Annotated in this window: 14 protein-coding genes; 1 reads left to right on the forward strand and 13 read right to left on the reverse strand. The window is 39.4% G+C overall.

All coding sequences use genetic code 11. The features are described from left to right. Positions 1–18: 18 nt before the first annotated feature. From VRHSUH10_RS03845 to VRHSUH10_RS03905, 13 genes are all read right to left on the reverse strand, one after another. The gene (locus VRHSUH10_RS03845) at positions 19–1380 is read right to left on the reverse strand and encodes a TrkH family potassium uptake protein (RefSeq protein WP_105089515.1); all 1362 of its coding nucleotides are present in this window, start codon (positions 1378–1380) and stop codon (positions 19–21) included. 10 nt (positions 1381–1390) lie between these two features. Further along, positions 1391–2407, reverse strand: coding sequence for a carbohydrate kinase family protein (locus VRHSUH10_RS03850; RefSeq protein WP_105089516.1), 1017 nt, complete (start codon positions 2405–2407; stop codon positions 1391–1393). Positions 2408–2619: 212 nt separating this feature from the next. Continuing rightward, complete coding sequence (gene hutW / locus VRHSUH10_RS03855) at positions 2620–4260, reverse strand: heme anaerobic degradation radical SAM methyltransferase ChuW/HutW (protein ID WP_105089517.1); 1641 nt, start codon at positions 4258–4260, stop codon at positions 2620–2622. A 19-nt stretch (positions 4261–4279) separates the two neighbouring features. After that, entirely contained in the window at positions 4280–4798 is a 519-nt protein-coding gene (locus VRHSUH10_RS03860) for a flavodoxin family protein (RefSeq protein WP_105089518.1), read from the reverse strand. Positions 4799–4843: 45 nt separating this feature from the next. After that, positions 4844–5638 (reverse strand): energy transducer TonB, encoded by a 795-nt coding sequence (locus VRHSUH10_RS03865; protein WP_105089519.1) that lies wholly within the window; start codon positions 5636–5638, stop codon positions 4844–4846. Positions 5639–5640: 2 nt separating this feature from the next. Continuing rightward, complete coding sequence (locus VRHSUH10_RS03870; RefSeq protein WP_004698605.1) at positions 5641–6048, reverse strand: biopolymer transporter ExbD; 408 nt, start codon at positions 6046–6048, stop codon at positions 5641–5643. A 2-nt stretch (positions 6049–6050) separates the two neighbouring features. Beyond that, complete coding sequence (locus VRHSUH10_RS03875) at positions 6051–6668, reverse strand: MotA/TolQ/ExbB proton channel family protein (RefSeq protein WP_009351131.1); 618 nt, start codon at positions 6666–6668, stop codon at positions 6051–6053. A gap of 35 nt (positions 6669–6703) precedes the next feature. Further along, positions 6704–11788, reverse strand: a complete 5085-nt coding sequence (locus VRHSUH10_RS03880; RefSeq protein WP_105089520.1) for a TonB-dependent receptor domain-containing protein — start codon at positions 11786–11788, stop codon at positions 6704–6706. 181 nt (positions 11789–11969) lie between these two features. Beyond that, positions 11970–12860 carry an AraC family transcriptional regulator gene (locus VRHSUH10_RS03885; protein ID WP_105089521.1) on the reverse strand — a complete coding sequence of 297 codons (891 nt, stop codon included), beginning with the start codon at positions 12858–12860 and terminating at the stop codon, positions 11970–11972. A 203-nt stretch (positions 12861–13063) separates the two neighbouring features. Then, positions 13064–13459, reverse strand: coding sequence for a YbaN family protein (locus VRHSUH10_RS03890; protein WP_105089522.1), 396 nt, complete (start codon positions 13457–13459; stop codon positions 13064–13066). Beyond that, positions 13459–14826: a PTS ascorbate transporter subunit IIC gene (locus VRHSUH10_RS03895; RefSeq protein WP_105089523.1), complete on the reverse strand. Its 1368-nt coding sequence runs from the start codon at positions 14824–14826 to the stop codon at positions 13459–13461. The genes VRHSUH10_RS03890 and VRHSUH10_RS03895 overlap by 1 nt, the downstream gene beginning before the upstream one ends. A 29-nt stretch (positions 14827–14855) precedes the next feature. After that, a complete protein-coding gene (locus VRHSUH10_RS03900) occupies positions 14856–15131 on the reverse strand; it encodes a PTS sugar transporter subunit IIB (protein ID WP_005385725.1) in 276 nt (91 codons plus the stop codon). Between the two features lie 12 nt (positions 15132–15143). Further along, positions 15144–15608: a PTS sugar transporter subunit IIA gene (locus tag VRHSUH10_RS03905; protein ID WP_005385724.1), complete on the reverse strand. Its 465-nt coding sequence runs from the start codon at positions 15606–15608 to the stop codon at positions 15144–15146. Between the two features lie 357 nt (positions 15609–15965). Between VRHSUH10_RS03905 and VRHSUH10_RS03910 the strand changes: the two genes are divergently transcribed. Further along, the gene (locus VRHSUH10_RS03910; protein WP_105089524.1) at positions 15966–16973 is read left to right on the forward strand and encodes an iron ABC transporter permease; all 1008 of its coding nucleotides are present in this window, start codon (positions 15966–15968) and stop codon (positions 16971–16973) included. Positions 16974–16989 lie beyond the last annotated feature (16 nt).

The raw sequence follows: 16989 nt of genomic DNA on the forward strand, positions 1-16989 counted from the left end.
ATTCAATCTAATCTATTTTTATAACAATACACGCTCTTCTGCATAGCTAATTGGTTTAGTCGGTGCCGTTCTTAGCGCCCAAGTACCAATAACAGTCATAACCCCTACACGACCTGTAAACATGACAAGCATTAACACCCATTTACTACTTTCAGATAAATCAGGTGTAATACCCGTTGTAAGACCTACGGTCCCAAAGGCAGAAGTTACCTCAAAAAGCAGTCGAATAAAGTCATATGGCTCATCCCAAGCCAAATAACAAGTAGCAAGTAAAACAAGAAGGATAGATAAAAAGATTATCCCATTTGCCTTAAGAACAGTAACCAACGAAATACGACGTTCAAAAACCTCTGTATCAGGACGGTTATTAAATAATGTACGCGATGCTAGAAAAGCGACGGCAATAGTACTAATCTTAACACCGCCCCCTGTAGAGTTAGGACCTGCCCCAATAAACATAAAAATGATGGTAATAAACAGTGTAATTGGATGTAAATCATTATAATCTACAGTTGCAATCCCCGCTGTACGAGGTGTAATCGATTGAAACAGAGATGCCATGACCTTGTTCCATATAGGTAAAGGGCCAAACGTTTTGGGATTCGCCCACTCAACCCCTAAGAAAATAATCGTCCCTAAAAGGATGAGCGCCGTTGTACCAACTAACATTATTTTTGTATGTAGTTTTAAATCTACAAAGCGTCGTAGCTTGCGATGCGACCAAATATCAAAAGTCGGGAGATAACCAAAACCACCTATTACAATAAGGGCCATTGTATTCATATTAAATAATACATCACCCACCATAGCATAAGGTAAATCATTATCAAAGAATATAAATCCTGCATTACAAAAGCTGGAAATAGATTGCATAATCCCCGTATATAAAGCAGCATCCCCAATATAGGGATATAGCTGAATGGTATAGATAATACCACCAATTATTTCGACACAAAAGGTATAAATGGTTAGCTTCTTCGTAATGTGTAAAAGCCCTTTCATACCATCTTGCCCTACATCCTCTGACAAAAGCACGCGATTTTTCAGACCTACCCGTCGCCCTAATACTAGAGCAATAATGGTGGTAAAAGAAACAATCCCTAAACCACCTAATTGGATAAGGATTACCATGATAATTTTGCCAAACAAGGACCAATGATGATAGGTATCTACTGTTGACAATCCTGTTACAGAAACACAAGATACTGCGGTAAAAGCTGCATCTACAAGCGTTGTACTATGGCCTTGAGCATGTGATATGGGCAACATGAGTAATATCGTCCCTATAGTCATGGTAGCAAAAAAGCTAAGGGCTAATAGGCGATAAGGATTTTGTTGCATATATTGCTGAACTTGATTTTTTGAAGTATTTTTCCACATAACTATAGTCCTATCCTATTAGTTCCTGCACTGACTTTAACGTTGGTAGTGGACTGCGCCCGCCTATGCCTTGTGTATTTAAAGAAGCTACTGCAGATGCAAAAATAGCAGCCTTCTCTAAATCGGAATGCGCACAAGCTTTTAGCAACTCTACAGCATGTATAGATGCACGGTCATGCTTAGTCGTCGAAGTTGTGTCTTGCCCCATCATATGATTAATTGTATGCACTAAATTAGCTAAAAAAGCCCCATGGAAGCTATCCCCAGCCCCCGTTGTATCTACTACGGTAGCTTGAGTAAATGGTTCACATCGATAAAATGTTCCATCAGGCCATACAAAATAACTGCCATTAGCACCATCTGTAACACCTGCAATACATGCACCTCGTTCATGAATGATACGACAAGCATCTTCTAGATTAGTTGTGCCCGTATATTTTTCTGCATAATCACGAGCTACGATAACGATGTGACTGGCTTCTGTAATAGGCTTCATGTCTGCATCGTAACGCTGAGCACCACCATCTAAAGAAATAATAGTGCCTACCTCTTTTGCAACGGCCATAGCAGAGCGCATGAGTTGGCGATGTCGACCATTGATATGCAGAATATAGGCAGATTCTATGAGCTGCTTATGGGTATCTAAAAACTCAGGCTCAGTTGCAGTAGACCGTTCAAAAAATATAGCACGCTCACCAGTACTCTGTTTTACGAGGATTGTTGCCACACCGCTCTTAGCACCGCGTTCAACTTGAATTGCCTCTGTATTAACATTGTATTTTTCAAAGTCATCTAATATATGACGACCTACCATGTCATCACCAATGCTATCAATCATAGCGGTACGGGCACCATATTTTTCTGCCACCGCTAGTGCTGTAGCCACTGGCCCACCACCATCCGTAGTAGACGATACGACTTGTTGTACCTCACGGCCTGTAGGATAATGATCGACGACGATAAATCGATCTAATGTACTGGCACCTATGCCAACAATATCTATATGTTTTTGAGGAAATGTACTCATACTAATCTCCTAACTCCGAAAACATAACTATTCATACAACAATATTACTTCTTATAGTTACAGAATACCTTTCACCTTATAAAAAGTAAACCCCAGACCATGGTCTGGGGCTACTTTGTAGTACAAAGTGTACTGTATGTCACGTAGTTTGTTTTATTTAGTATATGTTGTATGTGAGAAAGGTTGTTAGATATAAGGTGTAATATAACAGGTTAAGACATCATACGTTCCATCATATATTCAATTTCATCAGCACTCAAATTGTACATAGCCTGTACCATTCGCTCTGCTGACTCACCAGATGCACCGCTTTTCGCAATTTCTGCTTTTGCCTTAGCTATAAGGGCTTCCTTACGTTGTGCTTCGGAGTCTTCATCTGTTGGTACGGAAATATTAGCTTTACCTTGACCAATACCACGTACCTCTTGGTTAGGATTATCTTTAGACGTTGTTTTCGTATCTTGGGCAGCCACCGCTTCCATAGCGAAGGAGTTTTTACCAGTCATGATATACTCTACAGCTTCTAAAGTACTTTGTGTAAGATTTACTGTCCAGAATTCACCAGCTGCAGTCAATTTATAAAGTAACCCATTGTAAGCTACGAGGCCACGTTCTTCCCATAATTCATAGAGCCAGTTTAATTCTTCTAGTCTTGGATCTAGTGTTACCAAACTCATAATATTGAGGAACCCTTGTTCAAGTTGGCTTACAACTTGATTTACAATGGGTTGTAATTCACTTTGTTTCATAAGAGCCATGAATGGTTTTTCACCGCGGCTAACCATATCTTCGTATGGCTTTAATGCACGATGTAACATCATGCCGTACCCATCAACGTTACCACCGGCACCGCTACCAAATGGGAACATAGGCACGCCCGCTTTAGCTAAAATATTATACAAGCTACGTTCACGATTATTAGCACTCCAGTGAGCAGCGCTTAATCGGCGATAGGAGCGCTCATCAAGGTACTTGCGACCGAATTCGAACATATCCCCTTGCATAGCCGTTGTCGCAGCAGCTGGCACCTTACCTTTTGCAATATCTTTATTAAGATCACTGCCATCAAATACGTTTAATTGATATAGGTCAGCACCATCTACGCCAGAGCTTACTAAATCAGCTAGATCTTGTTCCCAAACCTCCATAGTTTGACCAGGCAAACCATAGATTAAGTCGATAACAACAGAGCATTGACCATAGGCTTTCAACGCAGCCAACCGTTCTAATACGGTTTCTTTCGTATCTAGACGGCCTACCATTTGACGAACTTCTGTGTTGAAAGATTGTACACCAATAGACATGCGGTTTACGCCGTTTGCCATCCAAACATCGAGATTTTCAGGAATCAAATCGTGAATACGACCTTCTAAGGTAAGCTCGTAGTCATTAGCTAGTGGCAAATACTCTTTAATGGCTTTCAGCAATCTTTCGGAGTTTGCGGGAGATAACGATGTTGGCGTACCACCACCGATAAATACGGCGTGGATTAACCCATCTTTTAGTCTTGGACGCTCACTAGCGAGTTGTAATTCACTAACAAGACCATCAATATATTGGTCCTCTACGTTTTGACTCGTACCGTTTTGGAAGAAGCCACAATATGTGCATTTAGTCTTACAAAACGGAATGTGAATATAGGCGCAGTGCATTTCACCCTTTTTAGGTGTGCCATTCATTAAGGTATCCCAAACGGCTTGTGTTTCCTTTGGAGAAACTAAGGTACCATTTAGCCCTGCATGAACAACCCGTTTATGAGGGAATGCACCACTCATCGGATTATCGCATTCTAAACCTAGTTGTAGATTCCGTTGCTTCTCCGGAATGGATTCAAAGAAACTTGCTAAACTCATACTCCAATCCCCTTTCAGTTTAGGCTTGCAACTTTGCAAGTACAGATTTTGTAAATTCTTTTGCATTTGCAAAGTCTTGTTCATCTGGATGCGTTTCAGCCGCTTTATGTAAGGCATCGCGTTCAGGGCTTTGACCATGAGCAGATCCAGGTGGGAACATTTTATACATCATTTCGATGACTTTCGGATCAATTTTACCTTGGCATACGAATCCATCTACAAGGGACTCTTTATTTTGTAGTAATTCAGATGCTTTTTCAATACTTTCACGAGCATGATCAGAATCTGCATACATACCTAATGTAGCAAAGAATACGATGTTAGGATTTGTTAAGGTTTCAATCAATTTTGCAGCCTCTTTATTTGCTGTACCACGGTCTACCCAGAAACCTACGAAAACAGTGTCATAATCAGCTAAATTCTCAGGCGCCTCTTTTACAGGAACGCAAGGCGTACCTTCAGGCATAACGGAAGCCATTGCGTCCGCTACGCTTTTAGTATTTCCCGTGAGGGATGAATATAAAATAATGGATTTCATAATTATCTCCTTTAATTCATAGATAGGTCTATCACATAGATACTTCTATTCATCTTCATCATCAGATGATTCGTGACCTCTAAACTCAACTGGTATATTGACATCAATATCTGCTCCAGTTGGATTTTGATATGGTGTTGCCGCTACTACTGCAGACATAGCCGCATCATTAAAGATTTCATTTGTAGACGATCTAATACTTTGACCAATAAGGTTGCCATTTGTATCTAATGTAACTTGTACAGTTACATCACCTTGTAACTTTCTTTTTAAAGCCATTGAAGGCATTTGTGCATTATTTTGCACTCTTACACGGAATCCCTCCGTATCAAAGGCAGCTTTCACCGTACCATGACCATCACCTTTACCAGGGCCGTCACCGTTACCATTCCCCTGACCTTGACCATCGCCATTACCAGTGCCAACACCTGTACCGTTACCACCGCCAGAGCCGCCACCTGTACCAGGGCCGGAACCACCTGCAGAATTATCACCAAAGGTATTACCTTTATGTTCGCCGCCTTTCGGGGGTACATCTACTGCATCAGGAATATCTGTTACAGTAGATGGATCTATATTCGCTACAACAGCCTTTGTTCTTGCCGCCACTTCATCTGCTGACAACGGTTTTGGGAATAGGTCAGACCTGTTCCCGCCACCTCCACCAGCATGACCGCTGCCGCCATCATCGAGTACACTTTGTGTGAGGTCGATCTCATACGTTTCCATATCTTGAATTGCTGGAACTACTACGAAAAAGATTACGGCAACAAAGAGAGCAATAAGATGAACTATGGCGGATATAATGGCTGCTTTTTTCCATGATATGCCTAGTCCCATAGTTATCCTTTCTGTTCGGCTGCAATGGCCAAGCGTTTAACGCCAGATTGTTTTAACATATCCATAATCGCTACAACTTGACCATGAGCAGCGCGTTTGTCAGCTTGTAAAATAACGCTAGCATTTGGATTTTCTTGAATACGCTGTTTAACCATGGCTTCAGCATCATCAATGCTCATTGGCTTATTATCAATTGTAATATGTCCTTCTGCATCTAATGTAAGTACTACAGGTAATTGAGCTGGTGCAGAGGCACTTGTAGCTTGTGGTAATTGCACGGATAACGCCTTTTGAGCAACTGTTTGCAAGCTGTTCATCATGAAGAATACCAACAAGAAGAAAATAATATCAATCATTGGGATAATCATGAATTCAGGCTTTGTTTTCATACGAAAGCTTTGTAGGTTCATAATTAATTCCACCCTTCTCGCTTAGCACTAACGATGTTCACACACATACCTTCGATTTGATTAATAATGGAATCTAAACGATGGCTAAAGAATGTGTACACAATAAATGCCATAATGGCTACACACAAACCAGAGGCTGTGGCAATAAGGGCTTCACCAACGCCACCAGTAATAGCGGATGCACCAGCACCAGCATCGAGAATACTAAAGGAACCAATCATACCTGTAACAGTACCAAGTAAGCCTAATAGTGGGGAGATTGTAACAGTAGCGCTTAGGTAATCCATATATTTACGGAAACCAACCGCATCAACACCCATTTGATCAGCGAAGGCCGTTTTCATTGCTTCTTCGCTAGAAGCATTATGTAGACCAGCTTCTGCAATGCGACTTGCAATAGATGGGTTTTCTTTGATTACTTTATCAATTTCGTCCCACTTTTGTAATTTTGCTAGTTCATTGACTGCATGAGTAACAACGAAGGTTTTACCCGCATATTTGCGATAGTAGAAAGCGCGTTCTGTAGCGATAGCGATAACCATGAAAGACAAGAGTAATAATGGATACATTACATACCCGCCACTATGAAACAAGTGAATGACATAATTTAAATTTTCCATTTTAGTAACCTTTCTGCCTGTTTACAGACTGAGCATTAGAACCTGTAGGTCCCTTGAATTCTTGTATAATCGCCTAACTTAAAGCTTTCACTACCATATAAAGTATCTCGTTTATTAGTGCCCTTCGCATCAAATGTATAGAATGCTTCAAGGAGTAAATCCTTGCGTGGTACATAGCCCGCACCAAATGTGAAGCTACGAATACCATCGAGATAACGATCTGGTACAGCACCAGTACCATTACCGCCAAAGAATGAACCATGTTCAAAGTATTTATAGTCGATAAATGCATTCCAAGATTTTGGAACATCTAGATCAGCACGACCAATGTCTAAGCGAGCCATCCAGAAGTGAGGTGTACCACCCATTTGATGACCTTTAATAGCAAAGTCCGCAGTGCCCCGTTCATGTTGATATACCGTATTACCATTTAAGTAACGCCCTAGGTTAGAACGGTTTTGACCGTAATCAACGGTAACAGAAGCATTAGCACCTAATTGATATTTAGCGCCGATACCGAATACTTGAGCCACATTTGAGAAGTTATATTCATCATTACCGTTACCATTTGCATTTAAATAGGTATGTGTTTTACCACCGAAGGAACGTAAGTACCAGGCTTGTAACCCAAGACGAGAGCCTATTTGTTTCTTGTATTGAACAAAGGCCGCTTTATCAATAGCCGGTACAGTATCTTTTTCAAGAACTACACCTTCTGTACGAATCAAATTACCGATGATCTTGCCTATTGCTTCACGAGGTAATTTATTTTCAGACTCTGCATCATGTACAACTTTTTCAAGATTGTATAAATAGTTGTACATTGCTGGTGTCATGCCCCAACCATAATCAGAACTACCTTCACCCCAGTCGTTAGAGGCCATTGTAAAGTTCTTTTTATAAATCGCATCTTTAGCATCATAATCGCTAAATACATAGCTACCACTATCGTATTTATACGTTTTAGCACCTAAATAACCAGTGAACTCATAATCACTAGATGGTTGTCCATAGTAATCATAGGATTGTTTGAAAGTACCATCTGGCTGTTTAACCCAAACAACATCGAGCTCACTATTGTTATAATTACTCCAGTTATCTGTAGCATTATATTTAGCTATTTCTGCTACGGATTGATTGATCTCGTCACCATGTTTTTCAACATAGGCCTTAGGATTTACTAAAGCATCTTTATTATCGGTTGATACGATAAGACCTTTAGCCTTTTCTTTTAAGTATTCAGGGTATAAGGAGGAATTCACATTATACATAATATCCCCTGTCTTATAGAGTTTTTCTCCTGTATGCTTATTAGTGATTTCATACATTGCATAACCACCAGATGGAATATCGAGGGAGAATTTCTTCCCAGCCATATCTGTAGGATATGCTTTTGTAAGAATATCTTGTAAATGGCCCATGATTTGAGCTTGTTTTTGTTGAGTCTCTCTTAGCTTAGCATCAGCTTTAGCCATTTCTTGATCGCGGTTTGGATTGCTCCAGCTAAGATCTAATGACTCCTTATAAGCTTCATATTCATCTTGTAAGCCTTTAAGCTGTTGATAGAAGTAGATGCTATCTGTCTTACCTTTGTAAGTAGAATCATAGATACCATTAGGACTATCTGGTGCTGCTGCATCCTCTGTAGATTTTTTCTCACCATCAGAGCCAGTTTTTGTAGCACTGTTGATATCATATGGATATTCATCACGATTGATACCAATCAATTCAGCCGCTGTTGGCGGTCTATAAATAACTTCATGTACTGCATGAGTATAAGCCGAATCAGTAATACCTGTACTATGTTTGAACGTACCAACACCAATACGAACTTGTGAGTCATGACCATTCCAAACGGCACGAACGCCATCATAAGATTGACCAAACCAGTAACCACTAGCCCCCATAGGTTCTGTTAAGCGACCTACCGATACATCCCATTTTTTAACGCGTCTTGTGAGATCAACTGTGTCGATTCGTTGATAGTTAAAGCCTTTAGAATCGGATTGTGTCCAGCTTGTATCAACACCGCTCATACCAGTTGCACTACCGATAACTTTAAGATTTGTGAACTCATTAAGGCGAGCATCGAAGCCTAAGCGCAAGCGTTGTTCAAAGCTATGACGATTGGCATCGTACATATTAGCTTTTGCAGAGCCAATAGCGGAATTTTCTCTAAATGGAGATTGTGGTCTATTAGAGCCATCATGTGCCATCCAACGTGCTCTGTAGTCGCCAACTAATGTAACACCACGTTCTTTAGTAGTGTCGAAATCAGAACGAATAAAGTCAGTTAAGCGAACCACGTCAGATACGTTTTGTACACCGGATTCAGCATTTGTAACTTCCCCATTAGTACCCGTTACATTTGAACCTGCTATGCTACCTTTTGCACCATCTTTAGTCTTACCGATAGCTGTCGTTTTACTACTGTCTCCACCACCAAATTTAAGGTTAACCCCTACACGATACACGCGTTCTTGCGTAGCACGGTCATCATCGCGATGGTTAAAGATATTATTGATGCCAAAGTACATCATGGCATTTTTGTTAAATCGTTTTTGAACCATTACGTTCCAAATGCCAAATGTTTTCTTTTCATAGCTTTGCTTCTTATATACGCCTGCATCACCAGATAAGATATCTGGCCAGTAGTTGCCACCATTATTAAGAGTATTACTATCAAGCATATTGATATAATAATCGCCCCAAATGGAACCATTCCAACCGGATTTAGGGTTGTCATAAGTAATGCCAATATCAATCTTATGCATTGGTTTATCCAACAATTGGCGAGGCATTGTTGGATCACTCTTATTGATGGCATGCAAGTATGTATACCCGAGCTTACCGGACCAATACTTACCGAATTTTTGTTGTACCTCTGCTTGAAGGCCCGTAATTTCAGCTTTACCAATATTTTTAAAGCTATAAATCATGTCTGGTGCACGTTGGTACTTAGCATCACCCTTGAGGTATGGAGCAAAGTCCATAAAGTCCCCTGTGAAGTATACAGACATATAGTTTTTGATGCGGTTATGGAATACGCCTACACGAGCATAAGTATTCTTATTTTCACCTTCTAAGCTCATGTCAAAGTTAACAGATTTCTCAGGTTTCAAATTAGGATTGCCGGCCCAGTACCAACCAAGTTTTGCAACCCCAATCCCAACAGGATTAGAAGCATACATTTCCCAGTTGTACCACAATTCGCCCATACCTGGTTCTGTATATCCAGTACCTACATTAGCTTTAAACCTGCGATGTGTATTGCCTTTAACGTTATAGGTCATCCCTAAGGACGCAGATAAATTAGAACCAAATAAGCTGCTGTTATCAAAGCGAAGAATTGGGGATAATGTTAAATTCTTATTTACCTGCCATGTATCAGAAACATAAGCATTTAACTTGCGAATTGTACCGCTACCAGTTGTTAAGCGTTGATCACGGCTACGATATTCTTCTAAAAAGGCTTTACCATTTAGCTTAGGTGCTTTTTTACGCATTTCCGGATCATTGGACTCGCCGTATTTAAAGTAATCACCTACAATATTGGCACGTGTTGCAGATAATACAGGATTTTCTGCTTTCAAACGATCTTCTAAAGCCTTATAACGAGCTTTAAACTCATCTGTTACAGGTTGATTATTAGGAGATGTACTAGACCAATCACTTAATCTACTTTCAGACAAACCATAGTTTATATAGTCATCATAAGTTATACCTGGTTTTTGAGCATCTGTTTCTGCACCATAATATTCATAATCCATATCCCATTGCGGCATACCACCACCGGAATTAATGAATTTATAGTCGTGAATATGAGAGTAAACTTTAATGCTATTGTCGCCTTTACGTCGTACAAGACGATCGAGTTTATCAACTAGCAAGCTCTTATCGTAATCCCAAGGATCAATGTACATGGTACTTGTATTAGGAGAACTCTTTAAGCGGCTACCAGAGCCTTCTTCACGAGCGTAGCTTACACCGTAGCTAAGCAAATGATTTTTGTTGAGCTGTGTATTGGCATTAGCTCGAATATCCAATTGACGGTGATCGATATTATCGATATAACGCAACTCATTGGAGCCTTCATAGGCGGAGCGACCTGTATAGCTAATGAGGGCTACATCATTTTCTTTAATGCGGGAGTAGTTAGTTTCAACAGTCCAATCGCTTTTGCCTGCTCGGGAGGACCATTGTAAATTAGCCGTATTGCGGTCTGCGGTACGTTTGAAATGTTGTTGAGGTTCTAAGTCAGAGTCGGAGTGCTTAACATCGCGTACAAGGTCTTCTGTGTAGCGGTTAAGACGCATTTCAAATTTATTCTTATCATTAGCTTCGTAGGTTGCTACAAGACCGATATCAGCCGCATCACCATAATAACGAAGCACATTTGGCTTGAAATTATGTTTTGCATAATCAAAGGCCATTCCAGAATCTCGACGTTTAACGGATGCTAAAACAGGCATAAGATCACGTTTACTGCCTGACAAACCAACCTTTAACTTACCCATTTGACCAGAGTCAGCACGAATAAAGAAGTTTTGGAATGGGAATGTATCACCATCACTCTTACGACGCATACCTTCTGCGTTCAATTGTAAGGTCGGTTTCTTCTGTGCTTTTTTTGTGATGATGTTAACAACCCCACCAATAGCATCGGAACCGTATTTTGCACTGGCTACCCCTTGGATAACTTCTATGCGTTCAACATTTTCTGTACCTAACCGTTGAACTTCATCTGCTGCACCGGAGTACTTATCAAAATCGCCTAATACTGGTTGACCATCTACTAAAATAAGTGTGTGGCGCGCTTCTGCACCACGAATAGATACACCTACACGTCCCATAGCGTCTACAGTTCTAGATACGCCTGTTTGTGTAAAAATAATGTCTTCGACGGACTTCGCCTGCTTCTTCTCAATATCTTTCTTGGTAATGATTTGCACTTGCTGTGAGTTCAATTTTGCTTCTTCTTCTGCCCATGTTCCTTTAACATGAACAACATCTGTAGTAACGGTTGCATTCTCAGCCCATACTACAAGAGGCGCGCTAAGCCACAAGGCAACTGCACTAGATAGAATTATAGTACGCTTTGTATGTCCCCACCGGTCCATTGTGCCCTCCTCAAATTTTAACTAATTATATGTTTTGTATCTCTCACTCTCAAATAAAAAGATACACTCTACCAACATATAATGACATTGAATATCATTTACATTTTAATGTTAGCAAAGTGTATCTTGCATATCTACTCCGAAAAGACCAAAAATATACGTTTCGGACAATATTAAATTGTTATACTTTACGATAAGCACTTGGAGTGACACCAGTAGCCTCTTTAAAGGCACTAGTAAACTTACTGCCATTCTCATAGCCTACGGCATTAGCGATTTCAAGAATAGATTGATCGGTTTCTTGAAGTAACCGCCTAGCTGCATTAATACGACATTCTTTTAAGTATTGATGTATCGTCGTACCATATACACCCTTAAAACATCGTTTTAATGTAGATGTAGGTACATCAAATTGTTCAGATAATGTCTCAATTGTAATGCGCTTCATAAACTGAGTAGATACATATTCGTTAACAGCTTTCACAATATCAACCTGCTGTTTCCGATAGGTCGTTCTCTTTTCATTATTACTTGTAGAAATTACCGATAATAACAAAAAGATTTCAATAACCTTCAATTTAAAATAGTGCCCCTTTATTTGATCAGGCACTTTATATAAGCTAGAAAAAATCTGTCTAACCGATTCAGTTTCTTCCATCATCATACCGTACTCGGAATGCTCACAAAATCGTTCAGCTAGGCTTGTTAAATTAATACGTGACTCAGTAACAAGCGAATCCAATACAGGTTGCGCTTTTTCTACATCTACGAGTAATACAATTCCCTTAAAAAGTTTTGTAGGGAAATAATTTTTATGTTGGTAGTCAGCATGAGTATGCCAACCTAATGACATATCTCCTGGCCCCATATATAAATATTCCCCAGATGTAAACTTACACTCGATGCGCCCCTCTTCACAATGATTTATGGCAAATGTCTTGGTATGTGATTTAGCATAAAATTGAACCGACTCTTCTTTCACATCCAGAAATAATAGATCGATACCGTCAAACACCGTATGTCTCGACATAGTAAGTCCTGCACGTGAAATTGCATGATTATGTGGATTCATACTATCACCATATACACAAATACTATATAAATTATCACTTACACAGTTATCATAGTATACTTATTGATATTCATTGTCAAATTAAATTTTGTAATAATTCATTTTTTCTTTAAAAATATAAATTTATAACAAAAATAGCCTCGCAAGCTAAACAAATGTAGTTTAACTTACGAGGCATATTTAAAATAATCTGCAATAACTCATTATTCTTTTGTTTTTACAATAAAGACTAATGCTATAACATGACCAATCCATACAAAGGCCATAACACCAAGTGCAATGGGCATATCTTGACTGAAATACGCACCAATCGCCATTATTGTAGTCACAGATAAGAGAATAGACAACTTTGTCCGCAACGTTAACGCTTTATCGCGTTCATAAGCACCAACAGTCTTTTGATACAAATTAGATTCTAAGAACATGTTATGAAAACGTTCAGATCCTCTAGCTAAGCAAAATAAGGTAAGCATATAAAAAGGTACTGTTGGCAATAGTGGTAATACGATACCCGCTGTACCGAGAGCAAAACTTATGGCCCCTACGGTGAGGAATATATATCGTATTACAACATTACTATGTTGCTCAGTTGTTTTCATTACTCCTCTTCTACGTAGTTAATAACTTTACCTTTTGTTTTAATAAAGTTTGGAATAATAAGTACAAGAGCTGCAATCGCTACGATGCCATAGATACCTGCCATGCCAATCCATTCGAATGCATGACCTAGTACAAGACCCATTACAGCAAAGTCAGCATCACCAAATGTTGTATTTTGGAAACCTAATTGACCAAGAACTGGCAATGCCAATGCTGGCAAGAAAGTAATAGCCAAACCATTAAGGAATGCGCCTACTGCAGCACCACGACGGCCGCCTGTAGCATTACCATAGATACCTGCTGTTGCACCGCAGAAGAAATGAGGTACAAGACCAGGGATGATTAATACACCACCTACAGCGCCAAGGATGAGCATACCGATGATACCGCCGATAAAGGAGCTAATGAAACCCAATACTACGGCTGTTGGAGCATATGTAAAGAATACTGCACAGTCTACTGCAGGGATGGCATTAGGGATAATTTTTGTTGCAATACCTTGGAATGCAGGAATCAAATCACCTAAGATCATACGTACACCAGAGTATACGATTGTTACACCTACAGCAAAGTTCATAGCGCTCATAACAGCATATAAGTAAGGACTCATATCACCAGATAAAGTAGCTACAAACTCAGAACCAGCCGCAAAGGCTGCAATCAAGTAGAATACGATCATAGTCAATGCTGTAGATAAAGTAGAGTCACGCAAGAAACCCCATTTTTCTGGAATTTCAATGTCTTCTGTACTATCGTCTGCTTTACCTACATATTTGGCAACCCAAGCGGATAAATAATAACCTAAACTACCAAAGTGACCGATAGCAATTTCATCGCCTTCTGTAACCTTAGATGTATAGCTTTGGCCAATTGCTGGAGAAATAGCAGACCAAGCGCCCATCAAGAAACCACCTACAAGGATGAGTTCCATACCGGACAAACCTGCAGTACCGAGTACGGCAGACATAAGACAAGCCATAAATAAGCTATGGTGACCTGTTAAGAACACATATTTGAACTTGGTGAAACGAGCAATACATAAGTTCATCAATAAGCCTACTACGAGAATAGACATCGTTTCAACGCCAAGTACCTTTTGTGCTACAGCCACGATAGCTTCGTTGTTTGGTACTACACCAGTAATATGGAAGCCATGCTCAATCATCTTACCTAGTGGATCAAGATTGTTAACGATAACACCTGCACCAGCTGCGAGCATCAAGTATCCAAGAATAGGTTTTAATGTACCAGTCATTACCTTATGAAACGGGCGTTTCAAGGCAATCAAACCTATACATGACATAATACCAATCAAAAGTGCTGGTTGAGACAGCACATCACGTAAGAACTCTAATACCATTTCCATGGCACTACCTCCTATATATAGTTGTTACATTATTGAGCTGCTTGTTTCAATGCATCAAGAATATCTTCAGTGATTTTCTTTTTATTAATATAGCTGCGAACAATAGCGACATTCTTGTCTTCAAATTGTTCAGCTAACTCTTTTACAGTTACAATAAGGTCCGCTTTACGACCTTGTGCGGCATTAAAATCAATAGATTCAACTTGTGCATCAATACCATTTTCAGCACAGATTTCTTCAATTTTCATTTTTAGCATCAAGCTAGAACCAATGCCATTACCGCATACAGTTAATACAGAAATCATACTTGCCTCCTACTAAACGTATTCTTGATCTTCTAAATGCTCTGCCAAGAATGCTTGTACATCTTCAATACTTTCAAAATCAGCAGCCGCATCTAAAAACTCATCATCCTCAAATAATGTAGCAATATCTGTCAACAACTGAATATGTTCATCCTTGTTTGGAGCACATAAAAACAACGCAACAGAAACAGGATCATTGTCAGGACTACCAAAATTCAATGGTTTTTCTAAGGTTACCAATGCAGTACCTACACGTTTTGCCCCATTTTCCGGACGAGCATGTGGCATAGCAAGACCTGGTGCCAATACAATATATGGCCCCATTTCACGCACTACCTCTACCATAGCCTCCGTATAAGATGGGTCAGTAAAACCAGCATCAACCATGAGTTGTCCACCGTGACGAATTACCTCTTCCCACGTTTCTGCAGGATAATGAAAAGATACATTATCCTCAGATAGTAAATCTTGTAACAAGCTAACACCTCCTGAATTTACTTACGTACATACTTTTATTATATCCATTCTGTGAATTTTTTCATATAACAAAATAGGAATAAGGCTATAAAAACGAATATAACAAACATTTTACTGTTTATTTTTATAATGTATTACCAAAAATTCTATAAATGAATATCTAATTATTATCATGAATTTTTATTAATACAATAATCCTATCTTAAATTTTATTCTTTTCCTGTAGCAACAATAATTTCTATAGAATTTTATACACTGTACACAATACCCATACGTGTATGTATATTGTATATATATAGAAAATTCTCTATACTTAGATAAGGTTATATTACCTATAAAATAGAATAAGGAGATTTTATGCAAACATCTATAAAAGCATTAATACTATGTGTAATACTATGTATTTCATTGGTAACGGCATTGCAATTCGGATCTACGTTTATTCCTTTGGATCAAATCATTCAGGCTCTTATGTCTATGGCTGATCCTAATGCAAAGGCAACAATGACAGATACCATAATTACGGATATACGATTACCGCGGCTCATCTACTCAGTCTTAACCGGTATAGGCTTATCCCTCGTTGGTTTACTAATGCAGACTGTCACGCGAAATGCACTCGCTGACCCCTATGTACTAGGTGTTTCATCAGGTGCTAGTACAGGCGCTGTGTTTGCTATTATCATGGGAGGTCTACCGCTATTAGGTGCCTATAACACACCTATTTTTGCGGCTCTAGGTGCAGCCCTCTCTATTATCTTGGTATTGCTCTGTGTTGGTAAAAGTAATAGTCCTGTAAAGCTTATCCTCATCGGTATGGGCATGACTGGTATATTCTCTGCTCTAACTATGATGATTATTTACGGGGCAAAACACGAGGCTCAAGTACGAAGTGCTATGTTCTGGTTATTAGGTAGCTTTGCCGGTATACAATGGGGTGACCTACCGCTAACCACCATAATTGTGGCGTTATTTATGCTATATATTTACCTGTTTAACCAAGACTTAGACGTACTGCTACTAGGTAATCATGAAGCAGCTCAAATGGGCTTATCAGTAAAACAGTTACAGTTGAGCATCGTCATTATATCCTCTATTGTTATTGCCACATTAGTATCCAAAGTCGGTGTAGTTGGATTTATTGGTCTTATTATTCCCCATTTAGCGAGAATCATAGGCGGTCCAAAGCACAAACACACCTTACTATTTAGTACACTCATAGGCAGTATTGTGATGATTTGGTCCGATGTATTATCTAGGGCCCTCTATAGTCCAGAAGAAATCCCTATCGGGGTGCTCACATCCCTACTAGGGGCTCCATTATTTATTTGGATTATCATGAATCGTTACAAGCACAATGGTTAGTGTATATTATATTTAT

The organism is Veillonella sp. T11011-6 (assembly GCF_002959755.1).
In the GTDB taxonomy this organism is placed as follows: Bacteria; Bacillota; Negativicutes; order Veillonellales; family Veillonellaceae; genus Veillonella.